Source organism: Tibeticola sediminis (assembly GCF_003843835.1).
In the GTDB taxonomy this organism is placed as follows: domain Bacteria; phylum Pseudomonadota; class Gammaproteobacteria; order Burkholderiales; family Burkholderiaceae_C; genus Tibeticola; species Tibeticola sediminis.
In genome coordinates this window covers 27,055-40,471 of sequence record NZ_RKQL01000006.1, presented here as the reverse complement: position 1 = coordinate 40,471, position 13,417 = coordinate 27,055, and the positions used below count along the sequence as shown (strand labels likewise).

General features: G+C 66.3%; 11 protein-coding genes. 9 read left to right on the top strand and 2 right to left on the bottom strand.

What is annotated here, in order from left to right; genetic code table 11:
• Nucleotides 1-23: 23 nt before the first annotated feature.
• A complete protein-coding gene (locus tag EDC62_RS11420) occupies nt 24-3,911 on the bottom strand; it encodes a DUF3683 domain-containing protein (protein WP_124223873.1) in 3,888 nt (1,295 codons plus the stop codon).
• A gap of 225 nt (nt 3,912-4,136) precedes the next feature.
• Between EDC62_RS11420 and ugpB the strand changes: the two genes are divergently transcribed.
• The 5 genes from ugpB to ugpQ all read left to right on the top strand — a co-directional run bounded on the left by ugpB (nt 4,137) and on the right by ugpQ (nt 9,148).
• On the top strand, nt 4,137-5,441 hold the full coding sequence (gene ugpB, locus EDC62_RS11415; protein ID WP_124223871.1) for a sn-glycerol-3-phosphate ABC transporter substrate-binding protein UgpB: 1,305 nt from the start codon (nt 4,137-4,139) through the stop codon (nt 5,439-5,441).
• Nucleotides 5,442-5,504: 63 nt separating this feature from the next.
• Nucleotides 5,505-6,392, top strand: a complete 888-nt coding sequence (gene ugpA, locus EDC62_RS11410; protein ID WP_124223869.1) for a sn-glycerol-3-phosphate ABC transporter permease UgpA — start codon at nt 5,505-5,507, stop codon at nt 6,390-6,392.
• A gap of 18 nt (nt 6,393-6,410) precedes the next feature.
• On the top strand, nt 6,411-7,262 hold the full coding sequence (gene ugpE / locus EDC62_RS11405) for a sn-glycerol-3-phosphate ABC transporter permease UgpE (RefSeq protein WP_124223867.1): 852 nt from the start codon (nt 6,411-6,413) through the stop codon (nt 7,260-7,262).
• A 32-nt stretch (nt 7,263-7,294) separates the two neighbouring features.
• Nucleotides 7,295-8,320, top strand: coding sequence for a sn-glycerol-3-phosphate ABC transporter ATP-binding protein UgpC (gene ugpC, locus EDC62_RS11400; RefSeq protein WP_124223865.1), 1,026 nt, complete (start codon nt 7,295-7,297; stop codon nt 8,318-8,320).
• A 48-nt stretch (nt 8,321-8,368) separates the two neighbouring features.
• Entirely contained in the window at nt 8,369-9,148 is a 780-nt protein-coding gene (ugpQ, locus tag EDC62_RS11395; protein WP_124223863.1) for a glycerophosphodiester phosphodiesterase, read from the top strand.
• 5 nt (nt 9,149-9,153) lie between these two features.
• Here ugpQ and EDC62_RS11390 read toward each other — a convergent pair whose 3' ends face one another.
• Entirely contained in the window at nt 9,154-9,423 is a 270-nt protein-coding gene (locus EDC62_RS11390) for a hypothetical protein (protein WP_124223861.1), read from the bottom strand.
• 104 nt (nt 9,424-9,527) lie between these two features.
• On the opposite strand from EDC62_RS11390, the gene hemA reads away from it, so the two are divergent.
• The 4 genes from hemA to grxD all read left to right on the top strand — a co-directional run bounded on the left by hemA (nt 9,528) and on the right by grxD (nt 13,337).
• Nucleotides 9,528-10,808: a glutamyl-tRNA reductase gene (gene hemA, locus EDC62_RS11385; RefSeq protein ID WP_124223859.1), complete on the top strand. Its 1,281-nt coding sequence runs from the start codon at nt 9,528-9,530 to the stop codon at nt 10,806-10,808.
• 97 nt (nt 10,809-10,905) lie between these two features.
• The gene (gene prfA, locus EDC62_RS11380) at nt 10,906-12,003 is read left to right on the top strand and encodes a peptide chain release factor 1 (RefSeq protein ID WP_124223857.1); all 1,098 of its coding nucleotides are present in this window, start codon (nt 10,906-10,908) and stop codon (nt 12,001-12,003) included.
• A gap of 88 nt (nt 12,004-12,091) precedes the next feature.
• A complete protein-coding gene (gene prmC / locus EDC62_RS11375) occupies nt 12,092-13,015 on the top strand; it encodes a peptide chain release factor N(5)-glutamine methyltransferase (protein WP_124223855.1) in 924 nt (307 codons plus the stop codon).
• A complete protein-coding gene (gene grxD, locus EDC62_RS11370) occupies nt 13,008-13,337 on the top strand; it encodes a Grx4 family monothiol glutaredoxin (protein WP_124223853.1) in 330 nt (109 codons plus the stop codon). Before prmC ends, grxD begins: the two co-directional genes overlap by 8 nt.
• Nucleotides 13,338-13,417 lie beyond the last annotated feature (80 nt).

Genomic DNA, 13,417 nt, shown 5'->3' with positions numbered 1-13,417 from the left:
CTGCGTTGGGTGGGTTCAGCCTCTCAAACCAGCACGCGCTCGATGCCGCCGGCGTTGGCCGCAGCGACGTATCGCGGCAGCCAGTCCTCGCCGAGAATCTGACGCGCCATCTCGACGACGATGTAGTCGGCTTCGAGCAGGCCGTTTTGCAAGTCGTCCTCGTAGCGTTTGAGGCCTTGCAGGCAGCTCGGGCAGCTGGTGAGGATCTTGACGTTCGCGCCTGGCGCGACTGCACCGCTGGAACGCAGCGCCGCCTCGCCGCGGCGGATCGACTCTTCTTTGCTGAAGCGGACCTGGGTCGCGATGTCGGGCCGGGTGACGCCCAACGTGCCCGACTCGCCGCAGCAGCGCTCGCTCTTGAGCACCTGGTCGCCGACCAGCGCCTGGACGGTCTTCATCGAGTCGCCGAGTTTCATCGGGTTGTGGCAGGGCTCGTGGTAGAGGAAGCCACCCTGCCCCGCCGGCAGCGTGATGCCTTTTTCCAGCAGGAACTCGTGGATGTCGATGATGCGGCAGCCGGGGAAAATATCTTCGAAGCGGTAGCCCTGAAGCTGGTCGTAGCAGGTGCCGCAGCTCACCACCACGGTGCGGATGTCGAGATAGTTGAGCGTGTTGGCGACCCGGTGGAACAGCACGCGGTTGTCGGTGATGATTTTGTCGGCCTTGTCGAACTCGCCCGAGCCGCGTTGCGGATAGCCGCAGCACAGATACCCCGGCGGCAGCACGGTCTGCACCCCCGCATGCCAGAGCATGGCTTGGGTGGCCAGCCCCACCTGGCTGAACAGCCGCTCGGAACCGCAGCCGGGGAAGTAGAACACCGCTTCGGATTCGGGCGTGGTGGCTACCGGGTTGCGGATGATGGGAACGTAGTCCTTGTCCTCGATGTCGAGCAGCGCGCGCGCCGTCTTCTTCGGCAGCCCGCCCGGCATCTTTTTGTTGATGAAATGGATCACCTGCTCGCGCACTGGCGCTGGGCCGTGCGTCGCCGGCGGGCGCGCGGTCTGGCGGCGCGCCGCGACCTTGAGCACGCGGTTGGCCAGGCGCTGCGCCTTGAAACCCACGTCCACCATCGCGCTGCGCATGAGCTTGATGGTTTCGGGATGGGTGGCGTTGAGGAACAGCATCGCCGCCGCGTTGCCGGGTCGGAAGGACTTCTTGCCCATCTTGCGCAGCAGGTTGCGCATGGCCATGGTCACATCGCCAAAATCGATGTTCACCGGGCAGGGCGTGAGGCATTTGTGGCACACCGTGCAATGGTCGGCCACGTCCTCGAACTCCTGCCAATGCTTGATCGAGACGCCCCGGCGGGTCTGTTCTTCGTACAGGAAAGCCTCGATCAACAGCGAGGTCGCCAGGATCTTGTTGCGCGGTGAATAGAGCAGGTTCGCACGCGGCACATGGGTCGCGCACACCGGCTTGCACTTGCCGCAGCGCAGGCAGTCTTTGACGCTGTCGGCGATCGCGCCGATGTCGCTCTGCTGCATGATGAGCGACTCGTGCCCCATGAGGCCAAAGCTCGGGGTGTAGGCGTGTTCGAGGTCGCTCGCGTACACCGGCGCGCCGGGCTCACCGGTCGGCCGCCCGGCACCCCGCAGCAGCTTGCCGCGGTTGAACCGACCCTCGGGGTCGACGCGGCGCTTGTATTCGGCGAAGGGCCGCAGTTCCTCGTCGCTGAGGAATTCGAGCTTGGTGATGCCGATGCCGTGCTCACCCGAAATCACACCGTCGAGCGAACGCGCCAGCGCCATGATGCGTCGCACGGCTTCGTGCGCGGTCTGCAGCATCTCGTAGTCGTCGCTGTTGACCGGAATGTTGGTGTGCACATTGCCGTCACCCGCGTGCATGTGCAGCGCCACCCAGACCCGGCCTTTGAGCACGCGCTGGTGGATCGCGTTGCATTCTTCGAGGATGGGCGCGAACGCCCCGCCGGTGAAGATCGCGCGCAAGGGCGCGCGTAGCTGGGTCTTCCAACTCGCACGCAGCTCGTGGTTTTGCAGCTGCGGAAACAAGGCATCGACCTGATCGAGCCAGCCCTGCCACTGCGCACGAACTTCGCGCACCAGCGTCAGCGCCTGCGCCACACGCTCGTCGAGCAGTTCCGCCGGGGGCACCTCGCCGCCCTCGCCTTGGGGAGCCAGCGGCAGGCTGCCACCCGAGAGAAAGGCCTCAAGCTCGTCGCACAGGCGCAGCTTGTTGCGCAGCGACAGCTCGATGTTGATGCGCTCGATGCCGTCGGTGTATTCGGCCATGCGCGGCAGCGGGATCACCACGTCTTCGTTGATCTTGAAGGCGTTGGTGTGGCGGCTGATCGCCGCCGTGCGCTTGCGATCGAGCCAGAATTTCTTGCGCGCTTCGGGGCTGACAGCGATGAAGCCCTCGCCCCCGCGCGCATTGGCCAGACGCACCACCTCACTCGTCGCGCGCGCGACGGCGTCCGGGTCGTCCCCCGCAATGTCGCCAAACAACACCATCTTGGGCAGACCACCGCGCTTGCTCTTGGTGGCGTAACCGACCGCCTTCAGATAGCGGTCATCGAGGTGCTCCAGACCGGCCAGCACCACGCCGGAGCGCTTGGCCTCGGCGAACAGAAAGTCCTTGATCTCGACGATGCTCGGCACCGCGTCGCGCGCGTGGCCGAAAAACTCCAGACACACCGTGCGCGTGTGCGCCGGCATGCGGTGCAACACCCAGCGCGCGCTGGTGATGAGGCCATCGCACCCCTCCTTCTGCACCCCCGGCAGGCCGGCAAGAAACTTGTCGGTGACGTCCTTGCCCAGGCCTTCCTTGCGAAAGACGGCACCGGGAATTTCGAGGATTTCGCTGCGCACGCGGGTTTTGCCGTCGGCCTCGAAATACTGCAGTTCGAAGCGGGCGACCTCCGCATCATGGATCTTGCCGAGGTTGTGGTCGAGCCGCGTGACCTCGAGCCACTGCGCGTCGGGCGTGACCATGCGCCAGCTCGCGAGGTTGTCGAGCGCCGTGCCCCACAGCACCGCCTTCTTGCCGCCGGCGTTCATCGCAATGTTGCCGCCGATGCACGACGCATCGGCCGAGGTGGGATCGACCGCAAACACAAAGCCCGCGCGCTCGGCGGCATCGGCGACGCGTTGCGTGACCACGCCGGCCTCGGTCCAGATCGTGGGCACGTCCCGATCCACCCCCGGCAGCCGCCGCATCTCGACCGCGCCCATGCCTTCGAGCTTCTCGGTGTTGATGACCGCGCTCTTCCAGGTCAGCGGCACGGCGCCGCCGGTGTAGCCGGTGCCGCCGCCCCGCGGGATGATGGTCAGGCCCAGTTCGATGCACGCGCGCACCAGCGCGGCCATCTCGGCCTCGGAGTCGGGCGTGAGCACGACGAAAGGCACCTCCACGCGCCAGTCGGTCGCGTCGGTCACATGCGAGACGCGCGAGAGGCCGTCGAACTTGATGTTGTCGCGCGCGGTGCAGCGGCCCAAAGCCCGCAGCGCCTGGCGCCGCAAGGCCGCGACCTCGCGCAGGCCCGCATCGAAGCCCTCGACCGCCTGCCGGGCCATGCCGAGCAGTTCGGCCACCAGCGCGTCGCGGCCGGCATCGGCCTCGGGCGTGCGTCGCTTGTCGATCTCGGCGAGGCGATGGTGCAGCGCCTCGACCAGCATCTGCCGGCGCCTGGGGTTGTCGAGCAGGTCGTCTTGCAAATAGGGGTTGCGCTGCACCACCCAGATGTCGCCCAGCACCTCGTACAGCATGCGCGCCGAGCGGCCGGTGTGGCGCTCTTCGCGCAGCTGCTCGAGCAGCGTCCAGGCGCGCGCGCCCAGCAGCCGAATCACGATCTCGCGGTCCGAGAACGAGGTGTAGTTGTAGGGGATCTCGCGTAGGCGCGGCTGATCGTCGCCGTGGGCCAGGAGGTGATGCAAAGGTGTGGGAGCGTTCATCGCGAAAGACCATCCGGCACGAACCGCCACCCGGATGGGGCGACCCGACGGAGGCCAGAATGTTACCGCAGCGCAACATTCACACGGCGGGGGTGGGGCCAAGCCGGCTCGGTCCACAAGAGCGGACAAACCCTCATGCGCCCGGGCCGTCACCGGATTTACATTGAATCGTCACAAACCGGCGCCACAATCGCCCCCGTTCCGACCCCGTTCACAGGAGATCCCATGAAACGAAGCTTCATCGCCGCTGCTTTCGCGGCCGCCTTTGCCCTGCCCGCTGCGGCCCAAACCGAGATTCAATGGTGGCACTCCATGACGGGCGGCCTCAACGACTGGGTAACCGATCTTGCCAACGAATTCAATGCCAGCCAGAAGGACTACAAGATCGTCCCGGTCTACAAGGGCCAGTACGACGAGTCGATGACCGCAGCGATCGCGGCCTTCCGCGCCGGAAACGCGCCGCACATCCTGCAGGTGTTCGAAGTCGGCACCGCCACCATGATGGCCAGCAAGGGCGCCATCGTGCCGGTGGGCAAGGTGCTCACCGATGCGGGCTACAAGTTCGATCCCAAGGCGTACATCCCCGCCGTCGTGGGCTACTACACCGCGCCCAACGGCCAGATGCTGAGCTACCCGTTCAACAGCTCGACCACCATCCTCAATTACAACAAGGACGCGTTCAAGGCCGCTGGCCTGGACCCCGAGAAAGCACCTGCCACCTGGCCCGAACTCGTCGCTGCCGCCGCCAAGCTCAAGGCCAGCGGCCACAAATGCCCGTTCACCACGAGCTGGCAGGGCTGGACCCAGCTCGAGAGCTTCTCGACCTGGCACAACACCTTGTTTGCGTCAAAGAACAACGGCTTCGACGGCCTGGACGCGCGGCTGCTGGTCAACAGCCCGCTGCATGTGCGCCATATCGAGAACCTCGCCAACATGGCCAAGCAAGGCCTGTTCGTCTACAAAGGCCGCAACAACCTGGGCGACGCGCCGTTCTACTCGGGTGAGTGCGCCATGCAGACCGGCTCCTCGTCGACCTATGCCAACATTAAAAAGAACGCGAAGTTCAACTTTGGCATCGCGCCGCTGCCGTATTACCCCGACGTACCCGGCGCGCCGCAAAACACCATCATCGGCGGCGCTTCGCTTTGGGTGATGGCGGGTAAGCCAGCGAAGGATTACAAGGGTGTAGCCGCCTTCTTCAACTACCTCAGCAAACCCGAAGTTCAGGCCAAGAGCCACCAGCGCACGGGTTACCTCCCGATCACGCTGGCCGCGCTCGAACTCACGGAAAAGTCGGGCTTTTACAAGCAAAACCCCGGCACCGATACCGCCGTCAACCAGATGATCCGCAAGACCACCGACAAGTCGCGCGGTATCCGTTTGGGTAATTTCGTGCAAATCCGTGCCATCGAGGATGAAGAACTCGAGCAGGTTTGGGCCGGCAAGAAAGCGGCCAAGGAAGCCCTCGACAGCATCGTCAAGCGCGGCAACGAGCAGCTCGAGCGCTTCGAGAAGGCCAACAAGTCCTGACCCTCACGCGCGAAGTGCATCCCAGGTGCCGCCCGTGAGGGTGGCACCGTTTCCATTTCTTTCATGGCTGTCGAAAAACGCGTCCGCTTCCAAAGTGCCTGGCTGCCCTGGGTGCTGCTGGCCCCGCAGGTGATCGTCGTCGCCGTGTTCTTTTTCTGGCCGGCGGGCCAGGCACTGGTGCAGTCGCTGCAGCAGCAAGACGCGTTTGGCATGAGCGTCGAATGGGTGGGGCTGGACAACTTCCGCCGCTTGTTTGCCGATGAGACCTACCTCGCCTCCTTCCAGACGACGGCGTTGTTCTCCGCGCTGGTGGCGTTTCTGGGTTTGTCGATCGCGCTCACGCTCGCCGTGTTCGCCGACCGGGTGGTGCGGGGCGCGAGCCTCTACAAGACGCTGCTGATCTGGCCTTACGCGGTCGCGCCAGCGGTTGCCGGGGTGCTGTGGCTGTTCATGTTTGCGCCGAGCATCGGCATCGTCACCTATGCGCTCGGCCGCATCGGCATCGAATGGAACAGCTTGCTCAACAGTCGCCATGCGATGGCGCTGATCGTGATGGCCGCCGTGTGGAAGCAAATTTCTTACAACTTCCTGTTCTTTCTCGCGGGCCTGCAAAGCATCCCGAAGTCGCTGATCGAAGCGGCTGCCATCGACGGCGCGGGGCCGTGGCGGCGTTTTTGGACCATCATCTTCCCGCTGCTCTCGCCCACCACCTTCTTTTTGCTGGTGATCAACGTGGTGTATGCCTTCTTCGACACGTTCGCCATCGTCGACGCGGCCACGCAGGGTGGCCCCGGCAAGGACACCGCGATTCTGGTCTACAAGGTGTATTACGACGGCTTCAAAGCCATGGACCTCGGCGGCTCGGCGGCGCAGTCGGTGGTGTTGATGGCGATCGTGATTGCGCTCACGGTGGTGCAGTTCCGCTTCGTCGAGAAGAAAGTCACTTACTGAGCGCGCAGCGCTTGCCTCATGGTCGAACGTCATCCCTTTCTGGATTTCCTCTCGCACTTGGTGCTATTGCTGGGTGTGGCGGTGGTTGCGTTTCCGCTCTACATCACCTTCGTCGCGGCCACCCAGACCGCCGACGCCATCGTGCAAGTGCCCATGCCGATGAGCCCCGGGTCGCACCTGCTGGAGAACCTGGCGCAGGCTTGGCGCGGCGGCGGTGATGGCGCGGGGTCGACGGCGCCGGTCGCCCGCATGATGACGGTCAGCCTGATTTCGGCGCTCATCATCACGGTGGGCAAGATCGCGATCTCACTGCTGTCGGCATTCGCGATCGTCTACTTTCGGTTTCCGTTTCGGCAGTTCTTCTTCTGGGCGATCTTCGTCACACTGATGCTGCCGGTGGAGGTTCGCATCGGGCCGACTTACAAGGTGGTGGCCGACCTGGGCTTGCTCAACAGCTACGCGGGCCTCACGGTGCCGCTGATCGCCTCGGCGACCGCGACCTTTTTGTTTCGCCAGTTCTTCCTGACCGTGCCCGACGAACTCGTGGAGGCTGCGCGCATGGACGGAGCGGGGCCGCTGCGCTTCTTCAAGGACGTGTTGCTGCCCTTGTCGGCCACCTCGATCGCGGCGCTCTTCGTCATCCAGTTCATTTACGGCTGGAACCAATATCTGTGGCCGCTGCTGGTGACGACCAACGAGGACATGTACCCGGTGGTCGTGGGCATCAAGCGCATGATTTCGGGCGGCGACGCGGCCAACGAATGGAACGTCGTGATGGCCACCGCGCTGCTCGCCATGATTCCGCCGGCGCTCGTCGTCATCCTCATGCAAAAGTGGTTCGTCAAGGGCCTGGTCGACACCGAAAAATAGCCGCCCCTTGCCGCTGAACCCCAACACGATCCATGGCTTCCATCGAACTCCAGCAGGTCATCAAACGCTACGGCCGCGGCAAACACGCGGTCGAGGTGCTCCACGGCGTGGACGCACGCATCGAAGACGGTGAATTCGTCGTCGTCGTCGGCCCTTCGGGCTGCGGCAAATCCACCTTGCTGCGCATGGTGGCGGGCCTCGAGGAAATCACCGAGGGACAAATCCGCATCGGCGAGCGCGTAGTCAACGACCTCGAGCCCGCCCGGCGCGACATCGCCATGGTGTTCCAGAACTATGCGCTCTATCCGCACATGAGCGTGTTCGACAACATGGCCTATGGCCTCAAGATCGCGGGCGTGCCCAAGGACGAGATCCAACGCCGCGTGGACAAGGCGGCCGGCATCCTGGAGCTCGGCGCCTTGCTCAAGCGTAAACCGCGTGAACTCTCGGGCGGCCAACGTCAGCGGGTGGCGATGGGCCGCGCCATCGTGCGCGAGCCGCAGGCATTTTTGTTCGACGAGCCGCTCTCGAACCTCGACGCCAAGCTGCGCGCGCAGACGCGGCTGGAAATCCGCAAGCTGCACCGGGAGCTGGGCATCACCTCGCTGTTCGTGACCCACGACCAGGTCGAAGCGATGACGCTCGCGCAGCGCATGATCGTCATGAACGCCGGGCGCATGGAGCAGTTCGACACACCCGAGACGGTCTACAACCGCCCGGCCAGCACCTTCGTCGCGAGCTTCATCGGCTCGCCACCGATGAACCTGCTGCAGCACGCGCCCCAAGCGGGCCTCGGCGGGCCGGCGAACGCCATCCTCGGCGTGCGGCCCGAGCACCTGGTGCTCTCTGACAGCGGCTGGCCGCTGCAGGTGGACACGGTGGAACTCCTCGGCGCCGAGCGGCTCATCCACGCTCGGCTGGGCGACGAATTGCTGACCGTGCGCACCGAAGAGGCCGTGCCCGCGCCGGCGCTGGGCAGCACCATCCATGTGCAGCCCGTGCCCGGTAAGCTGCACTGGTTCGACCGCACCACGGGCCGGCGCATCGAAATCGACTGAAAGGCTGCCCCCGCGCACGCGCGGCCTGCCGAGCGGAGCCCACCGACCATGTCCCCACCCGATCTGCCTCGCTGGCCTTACCCGCGTTGGATCGCGCACCGCGGCGCGGGGCGGCTGGCGCCTGAGAACACGCTGGCGGCGTTTCGATACGGCGCGGCCTTGGGCTACCGCATGGCCGAGTGCGACGTGAAGCTCAGTGCCGATGGCGTACCGTTTTTGCTGCACGATGCGACGCTCACCCGCACCACGCGCGGGCTCTCGGACCTTGCCGGCCCCGCGGCCAGCCCGGTCGCGGGCGACCACGGCTGGGCCACGCTCGCGCAGCTCGACGCCGGGAGCTGGCATTCGCGCGCCTACGCGGGCGAGCCGCTGCCGACGCTGGCCAATCTGGCGCGCTACCTGCAGGCCAATGGGCTCCTGCTCAACATCGAGATCAAACCCACACCCGGCACCGAGGCGCGCACCGGGGCCGTCGTCGCCGAAACCGCCGCGCGCCTGTGGGCGCAGGCCCAAACGCCACCGCTGCTGAGCTCGTTCCAAGTCGAGGCGCTGGCCGCCGCAGCCGCCGCCGCGCCGGCGCTGCCACGCGCGCTGTTGCTCGACACGCTGTGGGATGGCTGCCTCGAGCGCGCTGCGGCGCTCGGCTGCGTGGCGCTGGTGTGCAACCACGCGCTGTGGGATGCCGCACTGGTCGCACGAGCCCGCAGCCTCGGCCTGCGCGCCTTGAGCTACACGGTCAACGACGCCTGGGCGGCCCAACGCCTGCTGGCACTTGGAACCGACGGCATCATCACCGACCGCGTCGACCTCTTCGTGCCCGAGGGGTGAAAAACTCAGCGGCGGGTTTGGAAGGCGAGGACCGAACCGACGACGAGGACGAGTGCGGCATAGGTCAGCATGCGCCCGTCGCGGCCCAGCAGCAGGAGGCCCGCGACGAGAACGCCTGCGCCGAGCGCAAAATTCAGCGCGATCCGCCAGCCGATCGCCGCCGCGCCCAGCCGCTGGCCCGACATCCAGGCCAGCAGGCACCCGCCGTAGACGGCCAGCGCCGCCGCCGGAGCGAAGAAATTGAGCAAATGCCAAAAAGCGGCGACGGGGCCCATGGGGTTAGAGCGTCGTGGAGATCTGCCGCTCCTCGAGCGGCGGGCGGTGAGAATGTCGGAGCCGTCGGGGGAGCGTAGGCCGGGCTCAATTTTATAATCCGGGAATGTCTGTCTGGGCCTTGGGCATCAACCACACGACCGCGCCACTCGATCTGCGCGGTCGTTTCGCTTTCGCGCTCGAACAAATCAAGCCCAAGCTGGCCTCGCTGCGCGCCGCGGTTCCGACCCACCCCGAGGCCGCGATCCTCTCGACCTGCAACCGCACCGAGATTTACGGCGCGAGCGAGCAAGCGCCGATCGACCACGCCCTGGGCTGGCTGGCCAACGTGGGCGGCGTCGACGCCGCGGTCTTGCGACCGCATGTCTATGCGCTCGAAGATGCCGAGGCGGCGCGACATGCGTTCCGGGTGGCCAGCGGGCTCGACTCGATGGTGCTGGGCGAGCCGCAGATTCTGGGCCAGATGAAATCCGCGGTGCGGGTCGCCGAGGAAGCCGGCGCGCTCGGAACCACGCTCAACCAGCTGTTTCAGCGCAGCTTTTCCGTCGCCAAAGAGGTGCGCAGCACGACCGAAATCGGGGCGCATTCGATCAGCATGGCGGCAGCGGCGGTGCGGCTGGCGGCTCAGTTGTTCGAAGACCTCAGCCAGGTTCGAGTGTTGTTCGTCGGCGCGGGGGAGATGATCGAACTCGCCGCGACGCATTTCGCGGCCAAGAGCCCCAAGAGCATGGCGATTGCCAACCGCACGCTCGACCGCGGGGAGCGGCTCGCGGCGCGCTTCGGCGCCGAGGTCATGCGCTTGGCCGACCTGCCCGAGCGCTTGCATGAATTCGACGCGGTGGTGAGTTGCACGGCCAGCACCTTGCCGATCATCGGGCTCGGGGCGGTGGAAAGCGCGCTCAAGCAGCGCAAGCGCCGGCCGATGTTCATGGTGGATCTGGCGGTGCCGCGCGACATCGAGCCTGAGGTTCAGAAGCTCGAAGACGTCTACCTCTACACCGTCGACGACCTCTCAAACGTCGTCCAAACCGGCCAGGCCAATCGGCAAGCGGCGGTCGAACAGGCCGAGGCGATCATCGATGCGGGCGTGCAGAGCTTCATGCACTGGTTGCTGCTGCGCGATCCCAAACGCGGCGTCGTGCCGGTCATTCGGCGCCTCCAGGCGCAGGCCGATCAATGGCAGGGCGTCGAAATCGCCCGCGCGCGGCGGCTGCTCGCCCGCGGCGCCACGGTCGACGAGGCGCTCGAAGCGCTGGCCCGCGGCTTGACGCAAAAGATGCTGCATGGCGCGCTGGCGGAACTCCAGGGCGCCGACCCGGATCAACGCGAGGCCGTCATGCGCACCGTCGAGCGCTTGTTCCTGCGCTCGAGCCCGCGCGAGCGCTAGCGCGCGCGCTCCAACCGCCCGCCGCGCCCCGGCGTGACGGGCCCCAGTGTCCCCCGTGGCCGTCCGCACCGGCCCTTTGCCTTTTCTGATCCCACTGATGCATCCGCTCCTCGAACGACAGATCGACACGCACATCCAGCGTCTGGGTGAACTCGACTACCTGCTGGGCCAGCCTGACGTCGCGTCGGACATGGAGGCGTTTTTGCGCCTGTCCCGCGAGCGCGCCGAGGTCGCCGCGGTTGCTGAGCGCGCCGAGCGCTGGCGACAGCGGCGGGCCGACCTGGAGCACGCGCAAGCCCTGCTCGAAGCGTCACGGGACGATCCGGACATGCAGGCGCTCGCGCAGGCCGAAGTCGAGGCGGCTCAGGCCGAGATCGAGTCGCTCGATGCCGCGCTGCAGCGCCTGCTGCTGCCGCGCGACCCTGAAGACGCGCGCCATGCCTACGTGGAAATTCGCGCCGGCACCGGGGGCGACGAATCGGCGCTGTTCGCCGCCGATCTGCTGCGCATGTACACACGCTACGCGGAACGGCGCGGCTGGCGCAGCGAGCTCATCCACGCCTCCCACACCGAGCTTGGCGGGCTTCGCGAGGCCGTGCTGCGCATCGAGGGCGAGGGGGCCTACGGCGCCTTGCGCTTCGAATCGGGCGGCCACCGGGTGCAGCGGGTGCCGGCGACCGAAGCCCAGGGCCGCATCCACACGAGCGCTTGCACGGTCGCGGTGCTGCCCGAGGCCGACCCGAGCGAGGCGGTGCGGCTCAACCCGGCCGAGCTGCGCATTGACACCTTCCGCGCCAGCGGCGCCGGGGGCCAGCACATCAACAAGACCGATTCGGCGGTTCGCGTCACCCATCTGCCCACGGGCATCACGGCCGAATGCCAGGATGGGCGATCGCAGCACAGCAACAAGGCCCGCGCGCTCCAAGTGCTGGCCTCGCGTTTGCAGGAAAAGGAGCGCCGCGAACGCGCCGAGCGCGAAGCTGCCACGCGCAAGAGCCTCATCGGCAGTGGCGACCGCAGTGACCGCATCCGCACCTACAACTTCCCACAAGGCCGCGTGACGGACCACCGGATCAACCTGACGCTCTACCAGCTGGGGGCCGTGATGGACGGCGAGCTCGAGCCGCTGATCGAGGCGCTCGACGCGGCGCGCGCCGCAGAGCAAATGGCCACGCTCCAGGAGACTGCGCCGTGATCGCCAGGCGCTTTCCCGCGACTTTTCGGACCAAAAAACGCCGATTGCGGGCATGAATTGCTGCTTTTTTGCTATTGAAACAAGAGTAATGGCTACACCCACAGCACCGCTCGGAGGCGGTCCGACCGTCGCTTCGCTGCTCGCCGCAGCGTCGGCGCAGGTGGACGCGATCGACGCGCAAGCCCTGCTGCTGACCGCACTGGGCCGCGCCGCACACGACCGCGCCTGGCTCTTTGCCCACGGGGAAGACCCGCTCACGCCCGAGGCGGTGGCGCACTACCGCTCGCTGGTCGAGCGTCGCCGTCACGGCGAGCCGCTGGCCTACATTCTGGGTGAGCGCGAATTCTTTGGGCTACGGCTGCAGGTGGACGCCCGCGTGCTCGACCCGCGCGCGGATACCGAAACCCTCGTCGATTGGGCGCTCGAGTGCCTGGCTACTTGTGCCGAGTCGTCTCCGCGCGTGCTCGACCTCGGCACCGGCAGCGGCGCGATTGCGCTGGCGATCGCGCACACGGCCCCAAGTACTTCGGTGACGGCCGTCGACGCGAGCCGCGAGGCCTTGGCGCTCGCGCAGGCCAACGCGCTGCGTCTGGGCCTGAAGCTGCGGTTTGCCCACGGTTCCTGGTTCGATCCGGTCGCCGGCGAGGAGTTTGACCTCGTGGTGTCGAACCCGCCCTACATCGCCGAGGATGACCCCCATCTCGCCGCCCTCCGCCACGAGCCGCGCGAGGCGCTGGTCTCGGGCGCCGATGGGCTCGACGACCTGCGCCGCATCATCGCCACCGCGCCCGCGCATCTGGCCCCCGGGGGCTGGCTGCTGCTCGAGCACGGCTGGAATCAGGCCGAAGCCGTGCGGGCACTGCTCACCGAGGCCGGCTTCGAATCCGTCCAAAGCCGACACGACCTTGCGGGCATTGCCCGCTGCAGCGGCGGGCGTTGGCGCACCTCTTCGGCCAAACTGCGACAATTCGGGTTTTCCCTTCCACCCCAAGAGGCCAAGGACCATGAGTGATACCGAAACCCAAAAGCGCATCGACGATCTGGTCAAGAACAACGACATCGTGCTGTTCATGAAAGGCACGGCGAGCTTCCCCATGTGCGGCTTTTCGGGCCGCGCGATCCAGATCCTCAAGGCTTGCGGCGTCGATCCGAAGGCGGTCACCACCGTCAACGTACTCGAAGACGAAGCCATCCGCCAGGGCATCAAGGAATACAGCAACTGGCCAACGATTCCGCAGCTCTACATCAAGGGGGAGTTCATCGGCGGCTCGGACATCATGATGGAGATGTACGAAAACGGCGAGCTGCAACAACTGCTCGGCGCCAAAGTCTGAGCAGCGTCCCATTGCGGCTGATCGCGGAGATCGGCCACGGGGCCGGGATGCGCGACGCGCGAGGGACTTGTTCAGCGTTG

Coding starts and splice junctions, on each gene's coding strand:
- EDC62_RS11420 (WP_124223873.1), bottom strand. CDS start 3,911: ATGAACGCTCCCACACCTTTGCATCACCTCCTGGCCCACGGCGACGAT.
- ugpB (WP_124223871.1), top strand. CDS start 4,137: ATGAAACGAAGCTTCATCGCCGCTGCTTTCGCGGCCGCCTTTGCCCTG.
- ugpA (WP_124223869.1), top strand. CDS start 5,505: ATGGCTGTCGAAAAACGCGTCCGCTTCCAAAGTGCCTGGCTGCCCTGG.
- ugpE (WP_124223867.1), top strand. CDS start 6,411: ATGGTCGAACGTCATCCCTTTCTGGATTTCCTCTCGCACTTGGTGCTA.
- ugpC (WP_124223865.1), top strand. CDS start 7,295: ATGGCTTCCATCGAACTCCAGCAGGTCATCAAACGCTACGGCCGCGGC.
- ugpQ (WP_124223863.1), top strand. CDS start 8,369: ATGTCCCCACCCGATCTGCCTCGCTGGCCTTACCCGCGTTGGATCGCG.
- EDC62_RS11390 (WP_124223861.1), bottom strand. CDS start 9,423: ATGGGCCCCGTCGCCGCTTTTTGGCATTTGCTCAATTTCTTCGCTCCG.
- hemA (WP_124223859.1), top strand. CDS start 9,528: ATGTCTGTCTGGGCCTTGGGCATCAACCACACGACCGCGCCACTCGAT.
- prfA (WP_124223857.1), top strand. CDS start 10,906: ATGCATCCGCTCCTCGAACGACAGATCGACACGCACATCCAGCGTCTG.
- prmC (WP_124223855.1), top strand. CDS start 12,092: ATGGCTACACCCACAGCACCGCTCGGAGGCGGTCCGACCGTCGCTTCG.
- grxD (WP_124223853.1), top strand. CDS start 13,008: ATGAGTGATACCGAAACCCAAAAGCGCATCGACGATCTGGTCAAGAAC.